The sequence below is a fragment of the Burkholderia seminalis genome (assembly GCF_001718535.1).
Classification (GTDB): domain Bacteria; phylum Pseudomonadota; class Gammaproteobacteria; order Burkholderiales; family Burkholderiaceae; genus Burkholderia; species Burkholderia seminalis.
This window is the reverse complement of the sequence record NZ_CP013400.1, coordinates 85120-108171: the sequence shown is the minus strand read 5'-3', so window position 1 is coordinate 108171 and position 23052 is coordinate 85120. Positions and strand designations below refer to the sequence as shown.

The window sequence follows — 23052 nt, the reverse complement described above, 5'->3', positions numbered from 1 at the left end:
GCATGACGACACGTCGAGGGCGATGCCGAGTGGCCGTTGCTGCCCGGCTGCGTCACCGCACGTCGCCGATTCCGCCCATCAGCGTCATCAGTTGCTCGCGCAGCCACTGGCTGCCCTGGTCCTGATCCGCGCTGCGGTGCCAGTAGCAGAAGTAGTCGAGCCCCGGCATCTCGAACGGCAGTTCGAGGATGCGCGCCGGATAGCGCTGCAGCAGCCGCAGCGGCGCGGTGAGCGCGAGATCGCCGCGCATCGCGATCAGCGGCGCGACCATGTAGTGCTGCACCCGCATCTGGATGTTGCGACGCAGCCCGAGGCGCGTCAGTTCCGCATCGACGTGCCCGCTGCCCTTGCGGCGGCTCGACACGTGGATGTGCCCCATCGACAGGTAGTCGTCCATGGTGAGCGTGTCGCCCCTGAACGGATGATCGTCGCGGATCATGCACGCGTAGCGGTCACGCACGAGCAACGCCTGGTGCAGATGCGGATCGCCGATCAGCGGCGCGTCGATCGCGATGTCGACCGAGCCGTTCGCGAGCGCGGTCGCGACTTCGCGGCGATCCATCGTGTAGCTGCGCACGTGCATGCCGGGCGCATGCGTCTGCAGCAGCTCGCCGAGCGCGGGCAGCAGCAGCGCTTCGGTCAGGTCGCTCATGCTGAGCCGGAACACGCGCTCCGAAGACGCCGGATCGAACACGTCGCCTTCGTGCGCGCTCGAATCGAGCAGTTGCAGCGCCTCGCGCACGCGGCCGACGATGTTCTCGGCCATCGGCGTCGGCATCATCCCGGCCGGCGTGCTGACGAACAGCGGATCGTTCAGCGTCTTGCGCAGCCGCGCCAGCGCATTGCTGACGGCCGGCTGCGTGAGGTTCAGCACCTCGGCCGCGCGCGTCAGGTTGCGCTTGTTGTAGATCGCCTCGAATACGACGAACAGGTTCAGATCAATCTTCGTCAAGCGCATCGCCGGATCTCCTTGCCGGCATCTTACGGCGCGCGCCGCTCGTTCGTCCATGTCGCCCGGCCGATCGTGCCGCCGCTCAGCCGCGCGGCGGCGGCGTCAGGTAAGGCGCCGTCGAACCGGGCTCGCCGTCCTTGATCTCCATCCGCGCGATCGCCTGCAGGTGCACCTCGTCCGGGCCGTCGGCGAAGCGCAGCGCGCGGCCCCACGTCCACAGGTCGGCGAGCGGCGTATCGGGGCTCAACCCCGCCGCGCCGAACACCTGCATCGCGCGGTCGCATACGTCCGTATAAACCGTCGGCACGAGCGCCTTGATCATCGAGATTTCCTTGCGCGCGGCCTTCGCGCCGACCTTGTCGATCATCCATGCGGCCTTCAGTACCAGCAGGCGCGCCTGATCGATCTCGATGCGCGAGCGTGCGATCCATTCGCCAACCGTGCCGTGCCGGTTCAACGGCTTGCCGAACGCGACACGCGACTGCGCGCGGTCGACCATCAGCTCCAGCGCCAGTTCGGCCGCGCCGATCGAGCGCATGCAGTGGTGGATGCGCCCCGGCCCGAGGCGCGCCTGCGCGAGCGCGAAGCCGCTGCCTTCCTCGCCGAGCAGGTTGCGCGCCGGCACGCGCACGTTGTCGAACGTGATCTCGCAGTGCCCTTCCGGCGCGTAGTGGTTGACCACCGTGATGTTGCGCACGACCGTCACGCCCGGCGTGTCGCGCGGCACGAGAATCATGCTCTGCTGCCGGTGCGACTCGGCGTCGGGATCGGTCTTGCCCATCACGATGAAGATCTTGCAGTTCGGATGCGCGGCGTTCGTGATGAACCACTTGCGGCCGTTGATCACGTATTCGTCGCCCACGCGCTCGATGCGCGTCGTGATGTTGGTCGCATCCGACGACGCCACGTCCGGCTCCGTCATCGCGAACGCCGAGCGGATCTCGCCGCGCAGCAGCGGCAGCAGCCACTGTTCGCGCTGCTCGGGCGTCGCGAACATGTGCAGCAGCTCCATGTTGCCGGTGTCCGGCGCGTTGCAGTTGAACACTTCCGACGCCCAGCCCACGCGCCCCATGATCTCGGCGAGCGGCGCGTATTCGAGGTTCGTCAGGCCCGTGCCGGGCTCGTCGTCCTTCAGGTGCGGCAGGAACAGGTTCCACAGCCCTTCCGCCTTCGCACGCTCCTTCAGTTCCTCCATGAACGACACCGGATACCGGCCCGCGTGCACTTCCTCGTTCCACTGGCGGATGCGCGGCACGATGTGCGCGTCCATGAACGCGCTCACGCGTTCGCGCAGCGCCTCCACTTTCGGGGTATAGCCAAAGTCCATGATCGACTCCTCGAGATTGTCGTGTTCCGTTCGGTCAGAAGGCCGAGACACCGCCGTCGACGGCGACGGCCTGCCCGGTCAGATAAGTGTTTTCCTTTGCGCACAGCGTCAGCATCGTCGCGACGATTTCGTCGGGCCGGCCGAGCCGCTTCATCGGCGAGCCCTGCGCGAGGAAGTCCTGGCGCTCGCCGATATCGCTGTCGGTGACCATCGGCGTCGTGCTGTAGAACGGGCACACCGCGTTCACACGGATGCCGTGGCGCGCGTATTCGAGCGCGGCCGTTTTCGTCAGCCCGACCACCGCATGCTTCGACGCCGCGTACGCGGCGAGCTTCGGCGCGCCGCCGAGCCCGGCCATCGACGCGACGTTCAGGATCACGCCTTCGCGCTGCGCGAGCATCTGGCGGATCTGATGCTTCATCCCGAAAAACACGCCCTTCGCGTTCACCGCGAAGCTCAGGTCGAGATCGGCTTCGTCGGTATCGATCAGCGCCTTCAGCGGCGGCGCGATGCCCGCGTTGTTGATGCCGACGTCGAGCCGCCCGAAGCGCGCGGCGGCCTCATGCACCAGCGAAGCCACCTCCGCTTCGACGCGCACGTCGCAACGCTGCGCGATCACGTCGGCACCGGCCGCGCGCAGCGGCGCGGCCACGCGTTTGAGCGCGTCGCCGTTCAGGTCGCCGAGCGCGAGCCGCGCGCCCATCGCGGCGAGTTCGCTCGCGAGCAATGCGCCGAAGCCGCTCGCGGCGCCGGTGATCATCACGGCCTGCCCGGCGTAGCTGTCGATTTTCATCGCGCGCTCAGATCGTCAGGCCGCCGTCGACGACGATGCATTCGCCGTTCGTGTAGCTCGCCGCATCCGACACGAGGTACAGCACGGTGCCGGCCATCTCGCGCGGCTCCGCGTGGCGCTTCAGCGGGATCTTCGCCTTCCACGTCTCGTAGATGTCCTTGTCGGCGAACAGCGCGCCCGCGAACTTCGTCTTCGTGAGCCCCGGCAGCAGCGCGTTCACGCGGATGCCGAGCGGCCCGCATTCCTTCGCGAACGCCTTCGTCATGTTGACGACGGCCGCCTTCGTGATCGAGTAGATGCCCTGCCGGTCGCCCGGCTGCAGTGCGTTGACCGACGCCGTGTTGACGATCGCGCCGCCGCCGTGTTCCTTCATCAGCTTGCCGGCCTCGACCGACATGAAGAAGTAGCCGCGGATGTTCACGTCGACGGTCTTCTCGTACGCGGCGAGATCGGTATCGAGGATATGCCCGAAATACGGGTTCGCGGCCGCGTTGTTCACGAGGATGTCGAGCCGCCCGTGCTTGCCGCGAATGGTCTCGAACGTCGCGGCGATATCCTCCAGACGCCCGACGTGACACGCCAGCGCCTCCGCGCGGCCGCCCGCCGCGACGATCGCGTCGGCCACGGCCTGGCAGTCGTCGAGCTTGCGGCTCGACACGATCACGTGCGCGCCCTGCTCCGCGAGCAGCTTCGCGATTTCCTCGCCGATGCCGCGGCTTGCGCCCGTCACCAGTGCGATCTTGCCCGTCAGGTCGAACAGGTTCGTTGCCATGTTGCTGTGCTCCTCCATTGATTGGATTGTCGTGTCGCCGCCCGGCGACCCTGGCGCGCTCAGCGATGCGCGTCGATCACGCCGACCGCCAGTTCGGCGAGCCGGCCGGCCATTTCGCCGACACGCAGCGCCTGCTCGCTCGATGCGTTGCCCTGCAGCGCGCGCGCCTTCACACCCTGCGCGATCGCCGCGAGCCGGAAGAAACTGAACGCGAGGTAGAAGTGCCAGTCGCGAATCGGCGCGATGCCGCGCAGCTCGCAATAGCGCGCGACGATCGCCGCTTCGTCGGGAATCCCGAGCGCCGCGCGATCCTGGCCCGCGAGCCCGCGCACCTGCCCGCCGGACGGCAGCCGCAGGCACATGCAGAAATATGCGAGATCGGCGAGCGGGTTGCCGAGCGTCGACAGTTCCCAGTCGAGCACGGCCTGCACGCGATAACCGTCATGCGCGAACATCAGGTTGTCGATCCGGAAATCGCCGTGCACCAGCGCCGGCCGGCCCGTATCCTCGGGGCACGCGTTCGGCAGCCAGTCGATCAGCGTCTCCATCGCGTCGAGGCGCCCCGTTTCGGCCGCGCGATACTGCTTCGTCCACACGCCGATCTGGCGCTCGAAGTAGTTGCCGGGGCGGCCGTAGTCGGCCAGGCCCACCGCGTCGACATCGACGTCGTGCAGTGCGGCCATCGTCCGCAGCAGCGCGTCGTAGCACGTCGCGCGATCGGCCCGCGGCAGTTCCGGCAGCGCGGGATCCCAGAAGATCCGGCCGTCCTCGAAACTCATCACGTAGAACAGGCTGCCGATCACGTCGCGGTCCTCGCAGAGGTGATACGGGCGCGCGACCGGCACCGCGGTGCCCGACAGCGCGGTCAGCACGCGGAATTCGCGGTCGACCGCGTGCGCGGACTTCAGCAGTTCGCCCGGCGGCTGGCGGCGCAATACATAGCGGCCGCTCTTCGCGTTCAGCAGGAAAGTCGGATTCGACTGGCCGCCGGCAAACTTCTCCGTGTCGACCGGGCCTTCGAAGCCCGGCACGTGCGTTTCCAGATAGCGCGTCAGGCGGGCTACGTCGAGTTGCTGAGAAGGGTTCGTCATCGTCGCGATCGTTCGTGGGTCAGCCGTAGGTTCGCCACGCGTGCCGTTCGGGATCCTCCAGATGCGGGATGCCGTTGAACGACGCGAGGTGGAACGCATCGGCATTGAAGAAAAACTGCGAAAGACTGCTGTTGCGGATCTGCAGGTTCAGCGCGATCGCGCTCGACGGCGGTGCCGCGAGCACCTGCTGGACGGTCACCGCGATCGGGCCGCCGGAACTCACCGCGAGCACGCGCTGACCGCCGCCCTCGCGGATCGCGGCGCGTGCGTCGGCGACGCGCTGCTGGAAATGCGACCAGGTTTCGGGGGCCGCGTCGCCGAGCTTGTCCTCGGTCCACAGCTGCAGCACCTGCCGGAGCGCGCGGAAGTGCTCCTTCATCGAGCCGGCGGCCAGCCGCGCGACGTCCGGATAGTCGCTCGCGGCCGCCGCGAACAGCCCGTGGAAGTCGTATTCGTTCAGGCCGGGATGGCGGTCGACCGGTACGCCCTCGCGGCCCATCCCGCGCAGGATCGCGTCGACCGTCTGCGCGTGGCGGGTCATCGTGCCGCGGATCACGCGATCGAACGTCAGGCCCTGCCGCGCGAAGTATTCGCCGAGCCACGCGCCCTGCTGCTCGCCTGCAGCGGAAAGCCGGTCGTAGTCGTCGGTGCCGAATGATGCCTGCCCGTGCCGTACCAGAAAGAGTTCAGCCATCGCATGCCCGCCTGAGTGAAGGATTCAGCATAGCCAGCGGGGCAGCATTTTTGAAATTTATTTGTTGAATGAACCGACATTCATGACGGAAATACACTTGCCCTCGCGGGTGGCCCGGGTTTGTCCGACTTATACTGCCCGATCCGCCCCCTTCACAGGAGTCCAGACCATGTCGCATTCCCCGCCCAACGGCCTGCCTCGCTATCGCTTGCTGACGGGCAAGGACGACGCCACGTTTTGCCACCGTGTATCGGATGCACTGGCGCTCGGCTATCACCTGTACGGATCGCCCGCCGCCACCTTCAACGGCGATCACGTCGTCGTCGCCCAGGCGCTGCTCTGGCCGGACGCCACCGACACGGACGCCGGCGCGTAATCCCGGCCGCCCGCCGCGCATCGTCCGATGCGGCAGCGGCGCCCACGGACGCATCGGCCCCGGCGGCGCGGTACGCAAATTGCGACAGCACCGTGTCGAATAAATTCTGGAGGGATGCGATGCTCGGTACGATCCTCATCATCGTTCTGATTCTGCTGCTCATCGGCGCATTTCCTGCATGGCCGCACAGCCGAAGCTGGGGTTACTGGCCATCGGGCTCGGTCGGGCTCATCGTCGTCATCGTCGTCGTGCTGGTGCTGCTGGGTCGGATTTGACGCACGAACGCGCGTGCCCGTTGCATGAGCACGCGCGTTCCAGTCCCGGCGCCAGGACTTCCGTCGTGACTTCTTTACACACGCGAGCAAACCGTAGCAGCACACGCGGTGCCGTGCGTCACGCTTGCACGCTCGCCCACCTGTTCCGGGCGCGTTGCCCGCCTTCGTTCGATCGACCGGACCGTGCGGTAGTATGGCGACTCGATGGAACCCCGATGGATCTGAACGAGTGGCCATGCCCGAATTTTCCTCATCTCCCGGCGCCGGCCAGGGCACGCAAGCGCTCGTCCTCATCGCCGAGGACGAGCCCGAGATCGCCGAGATCCTGACCGCCTACTTCGCGCGCAACGGTCTGCGCACCGTGCATGCCGCCGACGGCCGCCGCGCGCTCGAACTCCACCTGTCGCTGAAGCCGGACCTCGTGCTGCTCGACGTGCAGATGCCGCACGTCGACGGCTGGAAGGTGCTCGCCGAGATCCGCCATCGCGGCGACACGCCGGTCATCATGCTGACCGCGCTCGACCAGGACATCGACAAGCTGACCGGGCTGCGCATCGGCGCCGACGACTACGTGGTCAAGCCGTTCAACCCGGCCGAAGTCGTCGCGCGCGCGCAGGCCGTGCTGCGCCGGTCGATGGCCGGCTCGCGCCAGGAAGAACAGCGCGTGCTGCGCGCCGCGCCGTTCGAGATCGATCTCGAACATCACGAAGCGACGGTCGAGGTCGGCGGCACACGCCACACGCTCGTGCTGACGCTCACCGAATTCAAGCTGCTCGCGCAACTCGCGCGCGCGCCGCGCCGCGTGTTCAGCCGCGCCGAGCTGATGGCCACCTGCCTGCCGGAAGGCGATGCGCTGGAACGTACGGTCGACAGCCACGTCAGCAAGCTGCGCAAGAAACTGGACGACCTCGGCGTACAAGGCGTGCCCGCCAGCGTGCGCGGCGTCGGCTACAAACTGTGGAGCGGCGAGTGAAACTCGATGGCCTGAGCCGCCAGATCGCGCTGACGATGGGCGCGATCGCGTTCGGCATCACGGTGCTGATCGTCGTGACGGCCTACGCGTTCTACTACCTGCTGTACCAGTACTCGCCCGAGTACTTCAAGCCGCAGAGCTGGCTCCCGAGCGGACCGGAGTGGGTGTGGATCGTCTCGACCACGCTGGTCGGCTTGCTGATCTCGGTCGTCGTCGCGATCAACCTGTCGCGCCGCATCCTCGTGCCGCTGAACTCGGTGACGGACGGCATCCGCCGCGTCGCGCGCGGCGACCTCCGCGCGCGCGCCGTCGCCGGCGACCGTTCGCTGCGCGAAGCCGCGCTGCTCGCCGACAACTTCAACGCGCTCGCGAGCGAGCTGCAGCGCGTGACCGAGGAGCAGACCTTCTGGAATGCGGCGATCGCGCACGAGCTGCGCACGCCCGTAACCGTGCTGCGCGGCCGGCTGCAGGGGCTCGCCGAAGGCGTGTTCACGCCGAACGAAGCGCTGTACCGCAGCCTGCTCGCGCAGGTCGAGGGGTTGACGCGGCTGATCGAGGATCTGCGCGTGGTCAGCCTCGCCGACAGCGGCCACCTGAGCATCGAGATCCGCGACGCCGACCTCGCCGCCGACGTGCGCGCCGTGGTCGACGTGTTCACGCCCACGCTGCAGGCCGCCGGCCAGCATCCGGAGCTCGATCTCGATACGCGGCGCATGTGCTGCGACCCGGTCCGCATCCGCCAGGCGTTGCTGGCGCTGCTGGAGAACGCGCGCCGCCATGCGGTGCCCGGCGCGATCCGGATCCGGACGCGCGTCGAGCACGGCATGTGCCGGCTGAGCGTCGAGGACGACGGCCCCGGCATCCCGGCCGATTTCGCGCCCCATGTGTTCCAGGCATTCCGCCGGATCGACGATACGCAACCCGGCGGCACCGGCCTCGGGCTCGCCGTCGTCGCGGCGATCGCGCATGCGCACCGCGGCGAGGCCATCTGCGTGCCGACCGGCGCGGGCGGCACGCGCTTCGAGCTGCAGTGGCCCGACAACCTCGTGCCGGCATCCGACCGCGAGCGCTTCCCGGCGTAACGCGGCGCCGTTACGCGCTCATGCGCACCGCTCGCGTCCAACCTGTTCGAGCGGCGGGCCGAAGCCGAGCACCGTGTACTCCGTCACGGACACCGTTCCTCTCCCGCCGGCGCCCTGCACGACCACCGCGCGCACGGCGCCGGCGCGATCGAATTTCAGCTGCGTGCCGACCGTGGCGTAACGCAGCGCCTCCAGTTCCTCGATCCGGGCGATCGCGAGCTTGCGCACCGCGCCGGACACGTACACCGGCAGGAACACCAGCGCGATGAAGATCGACACGGCTTCCTTCGACACGCTGTCCAGCACCGGCCGGCCCGACATCACGAGCGACAGCGACGTCGCGGCGACGCAGATCGCCAGCACGGTCGCACCGACGCCGAGCGACGCGAGCCGCTCGGCCGCCTTCTTCATGCGTGCCTTCACGAGCGCACGCGCGGTCGCGGACGTCACGAGCCATTCGCGCTGCGCGCCGTGGTAACCGGCGAAGCCGAGGAACAGCGTCGCGGCCGCGCTGACGGCGATGCTCGTGTACAGCGCGTCGACCATCATGCAGACGAATTCGAGCGCGAACACGATGACGAGCGGGACCAGCAGCAGACGGAACGAATAACCGTCGCGGCCGTGCCCGCGAATCCACCACCTCACCGGCGCAAGCTGCCAGAAGCGGCTTTCCGGGCGGAGCGAGAGTGCTTCGTTGTCGGTCAAGTTCCCCCCTGTCGGATGCTGCGCCGTGTCGGCGCGGGCCGTGGACCGGCACGGCCGCAACCGCATTCTCCCAGATGCGCGGCACGGCGAGAAAGGAACCACCGCCTGCCGCCCGGCTCCGGCCCGACTCCGGCATGCGCCTCGCCCGACCACCACATTTTGTGCATCGCACGACCGACCCTGAGCAAAAAGTATCGGTTTCCAAACTCTTTTGATGTGGTGATCGCATCGCCCGCGTCACACCATTGTTCCTGCCGTCATCGACGGCATTCGAACAAGCAGAATCAAGGAGACACGGGTGAACAAGATGCGAATCGTCGCAGCCGGCCTGCTGCTCGGCGCCTGTCTGCCGGGCGTCGCGGCCGCGCAAGCCTGCAAGGTGCCGACCCTTCGGGTGCTCGCGCAGAAGAGCCTCGGCCTGTCGGTGATGGAGAAGTCGCTGGCCGACTACGAGAAGAAGAGCGGCACCAGGGTCGAGATCAGCTATTTCGGCGAGAACGACCGTCGCGCGAAATCGCGGCTCGACGCGTCGACCGGCGCGGGTTCCTATCAGATCTACTACGTCGACGAGGCAAACGTCGCCGAATTCGCGTCGGCCAACTGGATCGTGCCGCTCCTCAAGTACTACCCGAAGGAATACGACTACGACGATTTCCTGCCCGGCCGCCGCGCGGTCGCGAGCTACAACGGCGTCGCGTACTTCGCGCCGCTGATCGGCGGCGGCGACTTCCTGTTCTACCGCCGCGACCTGCTCGACGCCGCGCACATCCCGGTGCCGAAGACGCTCGACCAGCTCGTCGCCGCGATCAAGAAGCTCAACGCGCCGCCGAAGCTGTACGGCTGGGTCGCGCGCGGCCAGCGCGGCTCGGGGATGAACGTGTGGCGCTGGTCGCCGTTCATGCTCGGGATGGGCGGCACATGGACCGACAAGGGCGGCCAGCCCGCGTTCAACTCGCCGGCCGCCGTGAAGGCCACGCAGCTCTACAGCGACCTGTTCAAGTACGCGCCGCCGGGCGCCGCGACCTACGACTGGAGCAACGCGCTCGAAGCGTTCCGCTCGGGCAAGGTCGCGTTCATGATCGAATCGACGCCGTTCGCCGACTGGATGGAGGATGCGAGCAAGTCGAGCGTGGCCGGCAAGGTCGGCTACACGCGCCCGCCCGCGCCGCTGCCGTCGGCCGCGTATGGCCACGGCTTCGCGATCTCGGCGGTCGGCGCGAAGGACGACTGCACGCGGATGGCCGCCGGCCGCTTCATCGCGTGGGCGACCAGCAAGGACCAGGAACAGGCGCGGCTGCGCAACGGCGTGTTCAGCGACTACAACCGCTCGAGCACGATCGGCAGCCCGTACTTCAAGCAGCACGTCGCGCCGCAGATCCAGGCCGGACTGAACGACACCAACCCCGTCACGCAGGTGACGATCTGGCGCACGCCGCAGTGGCCGGACATCGGCGACAACCTCGGCATCGCGCTCGAACAGGTGTTCACCGGCACGCAGACGGATATCCGCGGCACGCTCGACGACGCGGCCCAGTACGCGAAGGATGCGCTCGAACATGGCGCTCGCAAATGACGGCGCGGGCGGGCGCGCGCTCGACGTCCGCCCTGCCCCTTCCCCTCCTGCGGCCCGGCACGGCCGCGCGCGCCGCGACCGCACGAGCCTGCCGTGGGTATTCCTCGCGCCGACGCTCGCGCTGCTCGCGGTCCTGAGCCTCGTCCCGACCGTCGCCGCGATCAACCTCGCGCTGCGCAACCGCGTGCTGCGCTACCCGGACAGCGAATACGTCGGTCTGCGCAATTTCGTCCGGCTCGCGTCGGACCGCCGCTTCCTGAACGCGATCGAGGTGTCGGTGCTGTGGGAAGTCGTCACGGTCGCCGGCGCGGTGCTGGTCGGAATCGCGCTCGCCGTGTTCCTGTTCGAGCGCGTGCACGGCCGCTGGCGCCGTCTTGCGTCGCTGGTGCTGATCATGCCGGTGCTGCTGCCGCGCGTGTCGGCCGCGTTCATCTGGAAGTTCATGTACGCGCCGCTCACCGGCATCCTGAGCTGGCTGCTCGGCACGCTCGGCATCGAGAACACCGCGTTCCTCGCCGATCCGCATCTCGCGCTGTACGCGGTCGCGCTCGTCGACGTATGGCAATGGGGGCTGTTCTTCGCGGTCGTGATCCTGAAGCTGCTGGAGACGCTGCCGCCCGAGCCGCTCGAAGCCGCGCGGCTCGATTACGCGACGACGTGGCAGGTGCATGCGTACATCGCGCTGCCGATGCTGAAGGCGCCGCTCGTGAGCCTCGTGTTCATCAAGATGGTCGAGTCGCTGCGTTCGTTCGACCTGATCTACGTGATGACCAAGGGCGGCCCCGGCATCGCGACCGAGACGCTCGATCTCTACGCGTACCAGCAGGGCATCGGCCTCGCCGGCAAGGTGTCGTATGCGTCGGGCATGGCCGTGCTGATGATGGTCGCGACCACGCTCGTCTTCACGCTCATCTGGAAGAGGGTCAACAAATGGGACGACTGATGGCTCGCCGAATGGCTCGCCGCGGCCCCGCCGCCGTTTCCACCGTCGCGATCGCCGGCGCGATCCTGCTCGTCGCCGCGTTTCCGCTGTTCTGGGCCGTGCTCAATTCGCTCAAGCACCTGCTCGACATCGTCACGCCGACGCCGCGCTTCATCTTCACGCCGACGCTCGCGAACTACGAGCAGGTGCTGTCGAGCCCGGAAGTGTTGATCGGGCTCGGCAACAGCATCGCGATCGTCGGCGCGGCCGTGCTGATCGGCGCGGTGCTCGGCGTGCCGGCCGCGTATGCGATCGCGCGCTACCCGGTACGCGGCAAGCGCGACATCCAGTTCTTCCTGCTGTCGCTGCGCTTTTTGCCGCCGGTCGCGGTCGCGCTGCCGCTGATCGCGATCTGGGTCGATCTCGGGCTGTACGACACGAAGCTGTCGATGATCGTCACGTACCTGCTGGTCACGCTGTCGACCATCACGTGGCTGTCGATCCCGGTGTTCCGCCGGCTGCCGCGCGAGATCGAGGAAGCCGCCGCGCTCGACGGCTACGGCCCGTACGCGGTGTTCTGGCATATCGCGCTGCCGGTGTGCGCGAGCACGCTGCTCGGCGGCATCGTGTTCAGCTTCGTGCTGGTCTGGAACGAACTGATGATCGCGCTCGCGCTGACGTCGTCGCGCAGCGCGACGCTGCCGGTGGTCGCGTCCGCGTTCACGTCGCTCGGCCAGGAAGTGCCGTGGGGCGTGATCAATGCGTCGACGGTGCTGCTCGCGCTGCCGCCGCTCGTGTTCGTCGGCATGCTGAGCCGCCTGCTCAATTCGATGGTCAAGGGAAAATAAGGAGGAAACGTTGAAAGCGCTCGTACTCGAACGCACGCGCGAGCTCGCGCTGCGCGACATCGACCTGCCGCAACAGGTCGGCCCCGGCGATGTCCGGATCAAGGTGCATACGGTCGGCGTCTGCGGCAGCGACGTGCATTACTACGTTCACGGCGGCATCGGCCCGTTTCGCGTCGACGCGCCGATGGTGCTCGGCCACGAGGCGTCCGGCACCGTCGTCGAGACCGGCGCCGCCGTCACGCACCTGCGCGTCGGCGACCGCGTGTGCATGGAGCCCGGCGTGCCGCGCCTCGATTCGCCCGCGACGCTGCGCGGGCTCTACAACCTCGATCCCGACGTGCGCTTCTGGGCGACGCCGCCCGTCCACGGCTGCCTGACGCCGTTCGTCGTGCATCCGGCCGCGTTCACGTACCGGCTGCCCGACAACGTGTCGTTTGCCGAAGGCGCGATCGTCGAGCCGCTGTCGATCGGCCTGCAGGCCGCGAAGAAGGCGGCGATGAAGCCGGGCGACCTCGCGGTCGTGATCGGCGCCGGCACGATCGGCGCGATGACGGCGCTCGCCGCGCTCGCGGGCGGCGCCGCGCGCGTGATCCTCGCCGACGTCGTACCCGAGAAGCTCGCGCTGTTCGCCGGCAACCCGGCCGTCACGACCGTCGACGTGCGCACGCGGCCGCTTGCCGACGCGGTCGCGGTAGCCTCCGGCGGCTGGGGCGCGGACGTCGTGTTCGAGGCAAGCGGCAGCGCGAACGCCTATGCGGGCCTCGTCGACCTGATGTGCCCGGGCGGCTGCGCGGTGCTGATCGGCATGCCGGTCGCCCCCGTGCCGCTCGACGTGGTCGCGCTGCAGGCGAAGGAAGGCCGCATCGAATCGGTCTTCCGCTACGCGAACATCTTCCCGCGCGCACTGGCGCTGATCGCGTCCGGCGCGATCGACGTGAAGCCGTTCATCTCGCGCACGTTCCCGTTTTCCGAAGGCGTGCGCGCGTTCGAGGAAGCGGCGAGCGGCCAGCCGCGCGACGTCAAGATTCAGATCGAAATGGATTGAGCCATGGCCCAGATCACCTGCAAGGCTTTGTCGAAGCACTACGACGGCGGCCCCGCCGTGCTGCATCCGCTCGACCTCGAGATCGCCGACGGCGAATTCATCGTATTGCTGGGCCCGTCCGGCTGCGGCAAGTCGACGATGCTGCGGATGATCGCGGGCCTCGAGGCGATCACCGGCGGCGAACTCGTGATCGGCGATGCGGTCGTGAACGACCTGCCGTCGCGCGAGCGCAATGTCGCGATGGTGTTCCAGAACTACGCGCTGTACCCGCACATGACGGTGTACGACAACATCGCGTTCGGCCTGCGGCGCCTGAAGGTGCCGGCCGACGAGATCGACCGCCGCGTGCGCGACGTCGCGCGCATCCTGAGCCTCGACGCGCTGCTCGAGCGCCGCCCGCGCGCGATGTCGGGCGGCCAGCAGCAGCGCGCGGCGATCGCGCGCGCGATGATCAAGACGCCGGCCGTGTTCCTGTTCGACGAGCCGCTGTCGAACCTCGACGCGAAGCTGCGCACGCAGTTGCGCGGCGACATCAAGCGGCTGCACCGGCGGCTGAAGACGACGACGCTGTACGTCACGCACGACCAGCTCGAGGCGATGACGCTCGCGGACCGCGTCGTGCTGATGCGCGGCGGTCGCATCGAGCAGATCGGTACGCCGGCCGAGCTGTACGGTCAGCCGCATACCGTGTTCGCCGCCGGGTTCGTCGGCACGCCCGCGATGAACTTCGCGGACGGCACGATCGGGCGCCACGGCGCGACCGTGGTGCTCGACTGCAACGGCACGCGCTGGCCGCTCGCGTCGTCGCGCTTCGCGCGGCTGCAGGACGGCCAGCAGGTCAAGGTGGCGGTCCGCCCGAATCACCTGCGGCTCGTCGCCGAAAGCGATTCGACCCCCGGCACGCTCGCGCTGACCGGCACCGTGGAACTCGTCGAACTGCTCGGCGCCGAGGCGCTCGTCACGCTCGACTGGCACGGCCAGCCGTGCGCGGCCCTCGTGCCGGCCCCGATGGCACCGGCCCCGGGCGCCGTGGTAGCGTTGCGCTTCGACGAAGCAGCCCTGCACCTGTTCGACGCCGGCACCGAGCGCAACGTCACGCTGCCCGACGCGAACCCGATCGCGCACGCGGCCCCGCCGGCGGCCGCGACGCGCGCCACGCCGCCTGCCGCGACGGGCTGGTCGATGTCCCGCTCGTAGCACGCCGGCACGCCCGACGGAGCACACGATGAACCCGGATCTCGAGATCGTTCCCACCCACCGCGACGAATCGTTCCGCGCGTGGGTCCACGACTATCCGCATTCGGTCGCGAAGTGGCACTTTCATCCCGAATACGAGATTCATCTGATCCAGGCGTCGCACGGCAAGGTGTTCGTCGGCGACCATATCGGCGATTTCGGCCCCGGCAACCTGATCGTCACCGGGCCGAACCTGCCGCACAACTGGGTCAGCGAACTCCCCGACGGCGAGCGTGTGCCGTCGCGCGACGTCGTGCTGCAGTTCTCGCGCGATGCGATCGAGAAGATGGTCGGCGCGTTCAGCGAGCTGCAGCCGGTGATCGACCTGATCGACGACGCGGCGCGCGGCGTGCAGTTTCCCGACCGCATCGGCATCGAGGTCGCGCCGCTGATGCTCGAGCTCGCGAACGCGCACGGCTGCCGGCGCGTCGAGATCCTGATGTCGCTGTTCGACCGGCTGTCGTCGTGCCGCGAGCGGCGCGTGCTCGCGGGCCCCGGCTACCGCAGCGACGCGCAGCACTACATGTCGTCGACCATCAACCAGGTGCTGTCGTACCTGCAGCAGAACCTGCCCGGCGTGCTGCGCGAGACCGACGTCGCCGCGTTCGCCGGCATGAGCGTCAGCACCTTCACGCGGTTCTTCCGCCGCCATACCGGCTCGTCGTTCGTGCGCTACCTGAACCGGCTGCGCATCAACGAGGCGTGCGAGTTGCTGATGTTTTCCGACCTGACGGTGACCGACATCTGCTACCGGGTCGGCTTCAACAACCTGTCGAACTTCAACCGTCAGTTTCTCGCGATGAAACAGGTGCCGCCGTCGAAGTTCCGCGCGCTGCATCGCCTCAACGAACCGCACGGCCGCGACGACGACGCGCCGCTCCCGCGACGCGCGCCGCCGCGCGCCCCAGACAGGACGCTTCATACGTGACATTTCTCGGCATCGATCTCGGCACGTCCGAGGTCAAGGTTCTCCTCACCGATTCCGGCTCGGTGCCCCTCGCGATCGGCTCGGCCACGCTGTCGATCAGCCGCCCGCATCCGCACTGGTCCGAACAGAGCCCGCAGGCGTGGTGGCACGCGATGCTCGATGCGATCGCGTCGGTGCGCGCCGCGCATCCGGCCGGCTTCGCCGCGCTGCGCGGCATCGCGCTGTCCGGGCAGATGCACGGCGCGACGCTGATCGATCGCGCGGACCAGGTGCTGCGGCCCGCGATCCTGTGGAACGACACGCGCGCCGGCACCGAATGCGTCGAACTCGAGGCGCTGGTGCCGGAGTCGCGCGCGATCACCGGCAACATGGCGATGCCGGGCTTCACCGCGCCGAAGCTGCTGTGGCTCGCGAAGTACGAGCCGGCCGTGTTCCGCGCGGTGCACAAGGTGCTGCTGCCGAAGGATTACCTGATCTGGCGCCTGTCCGGCGAATTCGTGTCCGACCTGTCCGATGCGTCGGGCACCCTGTGGCTCGACTGCGCGCGCCGCGACTGGTCCGACCGGATGCTCGCCGCGACCGAGCTGTCGCGCGCGCAGATGCCGCGCCTCGTCGAAGGCAATGCGCTGGCCGCGCAGCTGCGCGATGCGCTGCGGCGCGAATGGGGCATCGCGGGGCCCGTGACGATCGCCGGCGGGGCCGGCGACAACGCGGCGTCGGCGATCGGCATGGGCGTCACGGGCGCCGGCAGCGGCTTCCTGTCGCTCGGCACGTCCGGCGTGCTGTTCGCCGGCAACGACCGCTTCGCCCCGAACCCGGATGCGGCGGTGCACGCGTTCTGCCACTGCATCGAAGGACGCTGGCACCAGATGAGCGTGATCCTGTCGGCCGCCGCGAGCCTCGACTGGCTCGCGCGCGCGCACGGCACGACCGCCGGCGCGCTGGCCGCGCGCGCCGAGCACGCCGATCCGGCGCGTGCGCCGCTGTTCCTGCCGTATCTCGGCGGCGAGCGCACGCCGCACAACGACGCGCATGCGCGCGGCGTGTTCTTCGGGTTGTCCAACGAGCACGACGCGGACGACCTCGCCTATGCGGTGATGGAAGGTGTCGCGTTCGCGATGGCCGACGGCTACGACGCGCTGCGTGCGGCCGGCACGACGCTCGACACGGTGTCGTTCATCGGCGGCGGCTCGAAGAGCGCGTTCTGGGCGCGGCTGTGCGCGAATGCGACCGGGCTCGCGATGCAGCGTCATGCGGACGGTGCCGTCGGCGCGGCACTCGGCGCCGCGCGTCTGGCGCGACTGGCGGCGACGGGCGACCCGCTCGAGGCAGTCTGCGTCGCGCCGCCGGTGACGGAGACGGTCGCGCCCGATTCGGCGTCGGTCGATCGGCTGGCGGGGCGGCTCGCGCGGTATCGGCGGTTGTATCGGGCGTTGCGGGAGGAATTCGCGGCCGCCGACTGAGCGGCCGCGCCATCGCGCTTGACCCGGCCCTTGGGGTCGCCTTTATGCTGGACGCAACCAATCGACCGCAAAGAGGTGACGGATGGGTAGGTCCACGCCCCGTTTGAACGCATCCGCGGCCGCCGCGCAGCTTGGTGTTTCGACCAAGGCGCTGCGGCTGTATGAGCAGCATGGCCTCGTCATGCCGGAGCGCACGCCGGCCGGATACCGCGCGTACGGCCCGGACGACCTCGCCCGCGCCGCCGACATCGCGGCACTGCGCAAGCTCGGCCTCAGCCTCGCGCAGGTGGCGGACGTGCTCGACGGCGATGCGCGCAGCCTCGATGCCGCACTGGCGGCACACGAAACCGCGCTCGATCGCGGCGTTCAGGATCTGGTGCGCAAGGTGGACCGCGTGCGCGCGATCCGCGCCGGCCTCGCGCGCGGCCGGATGCCTGCCGGCGGCGAGCTGACGCGGCTGCTCGACGATTCGGGTACCGGCGTCGCGTTCAGCCTGCCGTGGCCGTGGGGCGGCGAGTGGTTCGAGTGTCGCGATATCCGGCCGCTGAACTACATCATCGGCTCGCTGGGAAGCGGCAAGACGCGGCTCGCGCTTCGGCTGGCCGACGCGCTGCCCGGTGCGGTGTTCGTGGGGCTCGATCGGCTGGAAAACGACTGTGCGGCGGCACGCGCGGCAGTGCGCGCCGATCCAGCGCTGAAGTCGTGCGTCGACCGCGCGCTGACCTCGCTTGCCGACAGGGGCGCCACGCCGTCGGCAGCGCTGACCGCGCTGCTCGTCAACCTCGAAGCGGAAGGCCCGCGCACGCTGGTCGTCGACATGATCGAACAGGATCTCGACCGTTCCACGCAACTGGCCTTGATGGCCCATCTGCGTGAACGCGCCGCCGCCGGCAGGCGGCCGCTGTTCCTGCTCACGCGCTCGTCGGCGATCCTCGACCTGGCGGCCGTCGGCCCCGACGAAACCATCCTGTTGTGCCCGGCCAATCACAGCCCGCCTTCACGGGTGGCGCCTTACCCGGGCGCGCCCGGTTACGAGGCGGTGGCGACATGCCTGGCGTCGCCGGCGGTCCGCGAGCGGCTCGCCCGCCGGCCGGAAGCGGCGTGAGCAGGTATCAGGATTCCAGCCGCCCCAGCCTGCGCGCCATCGCCGGGCTCACCGCATGCACGGGATCGAAGCCGAAGAATTCGAGCACGTGCCGCGCGACATCGTCGCGATCGTTGTCCGCGCAGATCATGTGATAGCTGTTTTCCAGCACGATCCCGCGCGCGTCGGGCATCTTCTCCAGCAGGAAATCGGCCGAGCGCAGGCTCGTCAGTTCGTCCTCGCGCGCATGCAGCACGAGTGTCGGGCACGGCGTGCCTGGCGCGGCCTTGCGCACCCAGTCGCGCATCCGGTCGACTTGCCGCACGCACGCGAGCGGCACCCACGCATAGTGGAAACCGTCCTGCCGCTCGAACTTCTTCTTCACGATCGCGCGGATCGTCGCGTTCTTGATGCCGAACGGATCGCCTTCCTCGACGCGCATCCGTTCCGCCACCCCCGGCACGCGATACAGCACGTGCCGCAGCGACCGGTACCACGGCGTCGACCAGCCGTCGATGAATACCGGCGCGGCCAGCAACGCGAGCCGGCCGCGCGCATGCTGCACGCGGTGGCACAGCAGCAGCGCGACCAGCGCGCCCATGCACATCCCCGCGACATGCAGCGTGTCGTACTCGCGCTCCAGCGCACGATACTGTTCGGTCACCGCGTCGAGCCACGCCTCCGCGCGCACGCCGACCAGATCCTCGGGGCGCGTGCCGTGCCCCGGCAGCGTGATCATGTGCGGGTCGGCGCCCGCGCGCCGCATCGCCTTGTGCAGCGAACCGAGATCGTATTGCGTGCCGCCGAGCCCATGGATCAGCAGGACGCCCGTACGCCCTGTCATGACGCGTGCCCGCTCATTCGTCCGCCGGCCACACGCGCTCGATCTGCCAGACGCCCGCGACCACCGTCACGTCGACGTTCGAATCGAGCAGCGGCGCGCCGTGGTCGGTGATCGTCCGCGTGCCGCCGTCGCGCAGCACGATGCGCAGCGACAGCGACGCGCGGTCCTCGCCCGCGATCTCCGCGTTCCAGTAGTCGCTCAGTGCTTCGCGGTCGCCCGGCTGCACGCGTTCGAGCACGAGCGGCACGCTCGCGATCTGCGACGCGTCGACGCCGACGCCGAACACGCGCTCGACGTCGCCGCTCCAGTCGATCCGGCCCGACTCCGGATCGAGCACGTACGCGATCTGGCCGGCGCTCGCGAGCGCGAGCTCCATGTTGTTCTGCAGCACCGCCGCATGCTCGTGCACGCGTTCGCGGGTCGTCTTCAGCGTGCTGACCGCCAGCACCAGCAGCGATGCAACCGCGAGATAAAGCTGCGCTTCGAGCAGCGCGCTGCCGTAGTGTTCGTGGAACGACGAGAACGGGCCGTCGCCCTGCGCGGTCTGCTCGATCACGATCAGCGCGAGCACCAGCACCGACGACGAGCCCGCGCGGCCGCCGAGCAGCAGCGTGACCGCCACGGCCAGGAACAGCGGGACATAGGTGAGCGCGAAGCCGGCGCCCGTGCCGAATTTCCGCGACGTGTCGCCGTCGAAGATCGCGAGCGCGACGAGCGCGAGCAGCGCGAACGCGACGATGCCGAGCATCAGGTCGAAGCGCTCGTGGTCGCCGGAGCGGTGCGCGCGAAAGCGCGACCACGACGCGAGCACCGGCGTGACCAGCAGCACGCCGACGAAATCGGACGCGGCCCACACCGACCACACGTCGAAGAACGACGCGCCCTTGACCGTCGTGTACCACGCCGCGCCGCCGATCGCGCCGACGACGCCCGCGATCAGCCCGGCGAGGATCACCGAGCGCAGGAAGTACAGCCCTTCGAGCGAGAAGCGCACGCGCTGCACGAGCCAGACGGCCAGCGCGGCCGCGCCGACCTCGTCGACCGTGAACAGCATGGCGTTGACGAGGCTGCCGTGTTCGATCGCGGTCAGCGCGAGCTGGCCGACGAGGAACGCGCCGGCCAGCGTCAGCCAGTCGCGCACCGGGCGCAGCATGAAAGCGCCGACCGTCACGCCGGCCGGCAGCCAGATATAGCCCGTCAGCCGGACGGGGCCGTTGAACTCGTGCGAGATGTAGCCGGTCGCGAGATACAGCGCCGCCCAGAGCAGCGCGGCGACGAGCCCCGGCCGCGATCGTTTGGTGTCCATCGAGAATCCCTGTATGCCGCGCCTGCGGCCTGCAGGTGCGCGATGTGCGAATGATATGCGGACGGCGCGGGCCGGGGAATACCGGGGACCGGCGGCGCGTTCGGCGGCGCCGGCGTGCCCGCAAGCCGGCGGTTGTGACCGGGAAGATATCGGAAAAGTTCGCGGGTGGCCGGATGCTGTCGGGACACGTCCGCGTGTCCCCCTGGCCGAATGGCCAAATTCGCGCATGGCAGGTCGTTCACCCCCATCATGAAAGACATCCGGAAGCACTCGTTTCGGGTATCGTCCCCCTTTCCAGCCCGCATTCGACATGACCACATGCAATGGAAACCGTCCCGGCCCGGCCGATCTCGGCCCCTTTGATTCCATGAGCCGATTTCGCGTCACGTACGACGGCCCCGCGCTCGAATCGTCCGAGATGGACGTGCGCGAACTCGCGCCCGCGCTGCTTGCATTCGGCGATTTGCTCGACGCGTCAACGCGTGCACTGTGCGGCGATCAGGTTCGGCCGCAAGTGAATGTGCGCGGCAGCTTCAAGACCGGCAGCTTCGGCATCGACTTCACGCTCGCGACCTCGCTGCTCGGCCGCATGCGCGACATGCTGAGCGGCAACGAAGGCACGGCGCTCGCCAATGCGGTCACGATCCTGGCGGCGCTCGGCATCGCCGCGCCCAAGGCGAGCAAGGGGCTTTTCGCCGTCCTCAAGTGGCAGCGCGGACGCGAGATCCGGCACGTGCGGGTGCAGGACCACGGCGCGGTGCTGCAGGTCGACGGCGACGAACTCGAGATCGACCTGCCCGTCCTCACGCTGTTGCGCGACGTCCGCGTTCGCCACGCAACCGCGCAGGTCCTTGCGCCGCTCGCGCACGAAGGCATCGAGATGTTCGCGGCCGGCACCGATACGCAAGTGTTCGAGACGGTCGCCCGCCACGAAATTGCGTGGTTTCACGCGCCCGAGCCAGCCGATGCGCTCCTGCTCGACGAGCATCGCAAGATGGCGTTCTCGATCGTGTCGCTCGCGTTCAAGGACGACAACAAATGGCGGCTGCACGACGGCACGTCGACGATTCATGCGGCGATCACGGATGCCGGCTTCCTGTCGCGCGTGAACAACAGCCAGATCAGTTTCAGCAAGGGGGACGTGCTCGTCTGCAATGTCCGCATGCAGCAATGGCAAACTTCGGACGGGGCAAAAACCGAATACGAAGTCACGGATGTCCTCGAACATCGTCCGGCCGGCCGGCAGATTCAGTTGCCCGGCCTGTGATCCGCGTCGCCGCTCCAATGCCCAACGCAATCCGTCATCCATCATGAAAACGGCGATCGATCTGCGTCCTGCCTCCGCCGCCGACCTCCCCTTCCTGCTGACGCTCCGTCGACTGACGATGACCGAGCACCTGCAGCGGGTCGGCGCGCCGACCGACGACGCAGCGCACGACCAGCGCATCCGCGCCCACTTCGAAGACGCGATGATCGTCTGCGAAGGTGCCGCCGCGATCGGCCTGCTGAAGGTGACGCGCACCGCCGTCGAGTGGCACGTCCACCAGATCCAGATCCTCCCCGCGCACCAGGGCCGCGGCATCGGCGAGGCCGTGCTGCGCGCCTTGCTGGCCGACGCCGCACGCGAGCACGTGCCGGTCTCGCTGAGCGTGCTGCACGGTAACCCGGCGCGAAGGCTCTACGAACGGCTCGGCTTCCGGCTCGCGTCGGAAACCGCCACGAGCGCGAATCTGATCTGGCGCGCATGACGCGCGCGATATCGCCGTCGCGTTACTGCGTGATCTTCGCGTCCTTCAGCAGATCGCCGATCATCTGCGCGCTCGCCTTCTCGACCGCGATCGCCTGCAGCTGCTGCTGAAGTCCCGGCTTCGCGGCCTCGAAACCCGGCACCTGCGTCGGCCGCTTCGCATCCAGCTTCACGATCGCCCGCACACCGTCGACCGGAATCGAATCCTTGGTCGTCGCGCCGACGGCCAGTTTCTCGAGCGCCTGCGCGACCGGCAGCGGCAACCCGCCCGTCTTGCCTTCCGCCGCCGGCGTGTTGAAGCTCACCCAAGGCAGCTCGCCGCCGCTGTCGCGGCTCGGCGCCATGCTGTACTGCCGCGCGAGCCCGTCGAACGACTTGCCCGCTTTCAGTTCGCTCAGCACGGTCGCGGCCGTCACCGGATCCTTGACGACGATCACGCGCGGCTTGTATTCGCTCTTGCCGAGCGTCGCGACGAGTGCGTCGTAGCGCGCCTTCACCTGCTCGTCGGTCACCGGCTCGGGCTTCACGTTGTCGCGCAGGTACAGCTGCACCTCGGCCGTCACCTTCGCCTGCTGCACCGCCGCCTTGACCTCGGGCTTGTCGCCGTAGTTCGCCTTTTCGGCGGCCTGTTGCACCAGCACGCGCGTGATCAGCTGGTTCTTGATCGCCTGCCGGACCTGCGGCGAGTCGGGTTGCCCGGACGCACGCAGCAGCGTATCGACGTCGGCCTGCGTGATCGGCGTGCCGTTGACGGTCGCGACGGTCGCGGCCGTCTGCGCGTGAACAGGGCCGCACAGTGCGCCGGCCAGCGCGGCAATCAGCACCAGGCGGTTCGGTGTCGTCTTCATCTTCATCGTTATCGTCGCTTCGAGCGTAAGAAGCGCGGCATGGAGCGCCGCGCCGGTTCATCGTGCACGCACACGCAGCGCCTGCGTGTGCCGCTGTCATTGTGCACGGAACCGCGTTTCCGCGTCGGGAGGTTGGGGAATGCCGCGCCGCGCAACGCGGCCGCACGC

The 23052-nt window shown here is 68.7% G+C and carries 24 protein-coding genes; 14 read left to right on the top strand and 10 right to left on the bottom strand.

Annotated features, from left to right (window positions below; genetic code table 11):
• Positions 1-52: 52 nt before the first annotated feature.
• From WJ12_RS21175 to WJ12_RS21150, 6 genes are all read right to left on the bottom strand, one after another.
• Positions 53-958, bottom strand: a complete 906-nt coding sequence (locus WJ12_RS21175; RefSeq protein WP_034189699.1) for a LysR family transcriptional regulator — start codon at positions 956-958, stop codon at positions 53-55.
• Between the two features lie 76 nt (positions 959-1034).
• A complete protein-coding gene (locus WJ12_RS21170) occupies positions 1035-2279 on the bottom strand; it encodes an acyl-CoA dehydrogenase family protein (RefSeq protein WP_059556363.1) in 1245 nt (414 codons plus the stop codon).
• A 34-nt stretch (positions 2280-2313) separates the two neighbouring features.
• On the bottom strand, positions 2314-3072 hold the full coding sequence (locus WJ12_RS21165) for an SDR family NAD(P)-dependent oxidoreductase (protein WP_059556364.1): 759 nt from the start codon (positions 3070-3072) through the stop codon (positions 2314-2316).
• A gap of 7 nt (positions 3073-3079) precedes the next feature.
• Complete coding sequence (locus WJ12_RS21160; RefSeq protein ID WP_034189702.1) at positions 3080-3844, bottom strand: SDR family oxidoreductase; 765 nt, start codon at positions 3842-3844, stop codon at positions 3080-3082.
• A gap of 59 nt (positions 3845-3903) precedes the next feature.
• Positions 3904-4935: a phosphotransferase gene (locus tag WJ12_RS21155; protein ID WP_049032068.1), complete on the bottom strand. Its 1032-nt coding sequence runs from the start codon at positions 4933-4935 to the stop codon at positions 3904-3906.
• A gap of 19 nt (positions 4936-4954) precedes the next feature.
• Entirely contained in the window at positions 4955-5629 is a 675-nt protein-coding gene (locus WJ12_RS21150; RefSeq protein WP_034189704.1) for a histidine phosphatase family protein, read from the bottom strand.
• 169 nt (positions 5630-5798) lie between these two features.
• Here WJ12_RS21150 and WJ12_RS21145 point away from each other — a divergent pair, with 169 nt between their 5' ends.
• From WJ12_RS21145 to WJ12_RS21130, 4 genes are all read left to right on the top strand, one after another.
• The gene (locus WJ12_RS21145) at positions 5799-6005 is read left to right on the top strand and encodes a DUF1737 domain-containing protein (RefSeq protein WP_034189705.1); all 207 of its coding nucleotides are present in this window, start codon (positions 5799-5801) and stop codon (positions 6003-6005) included.
• 119 nt (positions 6006-6124) lie between these two features.
• Positions 6125-6280 (top strand): DUF3309 family protein, encoded by a 156-nt coding sequence (locus WJ12_RS21140; protein WP_034189706.1) that lies wholly within the window; start codon positions 6125-6127, stop codon positions 6278-6280.
• 235 nt (positions 6281-6515) lie between these two features.
• The gene (locus tag WJ12_RS21135; protein ID WP_059556365.1) at positions 6516-7253 is read left to right on the top strand and encodes a response regulator; all 738 of its coding nucleotides are present in this window, start codon (positions 6516-6518) and stop codon (positions 7251-7253) included.
• Entirely contained in the window at positions 7250-8335 is a 1086-nt protein-coding gene (locus tag WJ12_RS21130) for an ATP-binding protein (protein WP_059556366.1), read from the top strand. The genes WJ12_RS21135 and WJ12_RS21130 overlap by 4 nt, the downstream gene beginning before the upstream one ends.
• Before the next feature lie 18 nt (positions 8336-8353).
• Here the strand turns inward: WJ12_RS21130 and WJ12_RS21125 are convergent, their stop codons facing one another.
• Positions 8354-9040: a hypothetical protein gene (locus tag WJ12_RS21125; protein ID WP_059556367.1), complete on the bottom strand. Its 687-nt coding sequence runs from the start codon at positions 9038-9040 to the stop codon at positions 8354-8356.
• A 307-nt stretch (positions 9041-9347) separates the two neighbouring features.
• Between WJ12_RS21125 and WJ12_RS21120 the strand changes: the two genes are divergently transcribed.
• The 8 genes from WJ12_RS21120 to WJ12_RS21085 all read left to right on the top strand — a co-directional run bounded on the left by WJ12_RS21120 (position 9348) and on the right by WJ12_RS21085 (position 18160).
• Positions 9348-10613: an ABC transporter substrate-binding protein gene (locus WJ12_RS21120; RefSeq protein WP_264169417.1), complete on the top strand. Its 1266-nt coding sequence runs from the start codon at positions 9348-9350 to the stop codon at positions 10611-10613.
• Positions 10597-11556 carry a carbohydrate ABC transporter permease gene (locus WJ12_RS21115; RefSeq protein WP_226103857.1) on the top strand — a complete coding sequence of 320 codons (960 nt, stop codon included), beginning with the start codon at positions 10597-10599 and terminating at the stop codon, positions 11554-11556. The genes WJ12_RS21120 and WJ12_RS21115 overlap by 17 nt, the downstream gene beginning before the upstream one ends.
• Positions 11544-12383: a carbohydrate ABC transporter permease gene (locus WJ12_RS21110; RefSeq protein WP_034189710.1), complete on the top strand. Its 840-nt coding sequence runs from the start codon at positions 11544-11546 to the stop codon at positions 12381-12383. Before WJ12_RS21115 ends, WJ12_RS21110 begins: the two co-directional genes overlap by 13 nt.
• 10 nt (positions 12384-12393) lie before the next feature.
• Positions 12394-13428: an NAD(P)-dependent alcohol dehydrogenase gene (locus WJ12_RS21105; RefSeq protein WP_034189711.1), complete on the top strand. Its 1035-nt coding sequence runs from the start codon at positions 12394-12396 to the stop codon at positions 13426-13428.
• Between the two features lie 3 nt (positions 13429-13431).
• Complete coding sequence (locus WJ12_RS21100; protein ID WP_059556368.1) at positions 13432-14625, top strand: ABC transporter ATP-binding protein; 1194 nt, start codon at positions 13432-13434, stop codon at positions 14623-14625.
• Between the two features lie 28 nt (positions 14626-14653).
• On the top strand, positions 14654-15592 hold the full coding sequence (locus tag WJ12_RS21095; RefSeq protein ID WP_049030664.1) for an AraC family transcriptional regulator: 939 nt from the start codon (positions 14654-14656) through the stop codon (positions 15590-15592).
• Positions 15589-17055: a xylulokinase gene (gene xylB, locus WJ12_RS21090; RefSeq protein WP_059556369.1), complete on the top strand. Its 1467-nt coding sequence runs from the start codon at positions 15589-15591 to the stop codon at positions 17053-17055. The genes WJ12_RS21095 and xylB overlap by 4 nt, the downstream gene beginning before the upstream one ends.
• An 82-nt stretch (positions 17056-17137) precedes the next feature.
• Positions 17138-18160, top strand: coding sequence for a MerR family transcriptional regulator (locus WJ12_RS21085; protein ID WP_059556370.1), 1023 nt, complete (start codon positions 17138-17140; stop codon positions 18158-18160).
• 7 nt (positions 18161-18167) lie between these two features.
• Here the strand turns inward: WJ12_RS21085 and WJ12_RS21080 are convergent, their stop codons facing one another.
• Together WJ12_RS21080 and WJ12_RS21075 are read right to left on the bottom strand one after the other, a co-directional pair.
• A complete protein-coding gene (locus WJ12_RS21080) occupies positions 18168-18983 on the bottom strand; it encodes an alpha/beta hydrolase (RefSeq protein WP_059556371.1) in 816 nt (271 codons plus the stop codon).
• A gap of 13 nt (positions 18984-18996) precedes the next feature.
• A complete protein-coding gene (locus WJ12_RS21075; RefSeq protein ID WP_059556372.1) occupies positions 18997-20289 on the bottom strand; it encodes an MASE1 domain-containing protein in 1293 nt (430 codons plus the stop codon).
• Positions 20290-20599: 310 nt separating this feature from the next.
• Here WJ12_RS21075 and WJ12_RS21070 point away from each other — a divergent pair, with 310 nt between their 5' ends.
• Together WJ12_RS21070 and WJ12_RS21065 are read left to right on the top strand one after the other, a co-directional pair.
• Positions 20600-21556 (top strand): LAPAL motif-containing putative phage structural protein, encoded by a 957-nt coding sequence (locus tag WJ12_RS21070; protein WP_059556373.1) that lies wholly within the window; start codon positions 20600-20602, stop codon positions 21554-21556.
• A gap of 43 nt (positions 21557-21599) precedes the next feature.
• Positions 21600-22037 carry a GNAT family N-acetyltransferase gene (locus WJ12_RS21065; RefSeq protein ID WP_059556374.1) on the top strand — a complete coding sequence of 146 codons (438 nt, stop codon included), beginning with the start codon at positions 21600-21602 and terminating at the stop codon, positions 22035-22037.
• Positions 22038-22059: 22 nt separating this feature from the next.
• On the opposite strand, the gene WJ12_RS21060 is transcribed toward WJ12_RS21065, so the two are convergent.
• Complete coding sequence (locus WJ12_RS21060; protein WP_049028225.1) at positions 22060-22890, bottom strand: peptidylprolyl isomerase; 831 nt, start codon at positions 22888-22890, stop codon at positions 22060-22062.
• Positions 22891-23052: the final 162 nt, after the last annotated feature.

Excerpts from the sequence above, each read along its gene's own strand:
- WJ12_RS21175 (WP_034189699.1), bottom strand. The coding sequence starts at position 958 with ATGCGCTTGACGAAGATTGATCTGAACCTGTTCGTCGTATTCGAGGCG.
- WJ12_RS21170 (WP_059556363.1), bottom strand. The coding sequence starts at position 2,279 with ATGGACTTTGGCTATACCCCGAAAGTGGAGGCGCTGCGCGAACGCGTG.
- WJ12_RS21165 (WP_059556364.1), bottom strand. The coding sequence starts at position 3,072 with ATGAAAATCGACAGCTACGCCGGGCAGGCCGTGATGATCACCGGCGCC.
- WJ12_RS21160 (WP_034189702.1), bottom strand. The coding sequence starts at position 3,844 with ATGGCAACGAACCTGTTCGACCTGACGGGCAAGATCGCACTGGTGACG.
- WJ12_RS21155 (WP_049032068.1), bottom strand. The coding sequence starts at position 4,935 with ATGACGAACCCTTCTCAGCAACTCGACGTAGCCCGCCTGACGCGCTAT.
- WJ12_RS21150 (WP_034189704.1), bottom strand. The coding sequence starts at position 5,629 with ATGGCTGAACTCTTTCTGGTACGGCACGGGCAGGCATCATTCGGCACC.
- WJ12_RS21145 (WP_034189705.1), top strand. The coding sequence starts at position 5,799 with ATGTCGCATTCCCCGCCCAACGGCCTGCCTCGCTATCGCTTGCTGACG.
- WJ12_RS21140 (WP_034189706.1), top strand. The coding sequence starts at position 6,125 with ATGCTCGGTACGATCCTCATCATCGTTCTGATTCTGCTGCTCATCGGC.
- WJ12_RS21135 (WP_059556365.1), top strand. The coding sequence starts at position 6,516 with ATGCCCGAATTTTCCTCATCTCCCGGCGCCGGCCAGGGCACGCAAGCG.
- WJ12_RS21120 (WP_264169417.1), top strand. The coding sequence starts at position 9,348 with ATGCGAATCGTCGCAGCCGGCCTGCTGCTCGGCGCCTGTCTGCCGGGC.
- WJ12_RS21115 (WP_226103857.1), top strand. The coding sequence starts at position 10,597 with ATGGCGCTCGCAAATGACGGCGCGGGCGGGCGCGCGCTCGACGTCCGC.
- WJ12_RS21110 (WP_034189710.1), top strand. The coding sequence starts at position 11,544 with ATGGGACGACTGATGGCTCGCCGAATGGCTCGCCGCGGCCCCGCCGCC.
- WJ12_RS21100 (WP_059556368.1), top strand. The coding sequence starts at position 13,432 with ATGGCCCAGATCACCTGCAAGGCTTTGTCGAAGCACTACGACGGCGGC.
- WJ12_RS21095 (WP_049030664.1), top strand. The coding sequence starts at position 14,654 with ATGAACCCGGATCTCGAGATCGTTCCCACCCACCGCGACGAATCGTTC.
- WJ12_RS21085 (WP_059556370.1), top strand. The coding sequence starts at position 17,138 with ATGGGTAGGTCCACGCCCCGTTTGAACGCATCCGCGGCCGCCGCGCAG.
- WJ12_RS21080 (WP_059556371.1), bottom strand. The coding sequence starts at position 18,983 with ATGACAGGGCGTACGGGCGTCCTGCTGATCCATGGGCTCGGCGGCACG.
- WJ12_RS21075 (WP_059556372.1), bottom strand. The coding sequence starts at position 20,289 with ATGGACACCAAACGATCGCGGCCGGGGCTCGTCGCCGCGCTGCTCTGG.
- WJ12_RS21070 (WP_059556373.1), top strand. The coding sequence starts at position 20,600 with ATGACCACATGCAATGGAAACCGTCCCGGCCCGGCCGATCTCGGCCCC.
- WJ12_RS21065 (WP_059556374.1), top strand. The coding sequence starts at position 21,600 with ATGAAAACGGCGATCGATCTGCGTCCTGCCTCCGCCGCCGACCTCCCC.
- WJ12_RS21060 (WP_049028225.1), bottom strand. The coding sequence starts at position 22,890 with ATGAAGATGAAGACGACACCGAACCGCCTGGTGCTGATTGCCGCGCTG.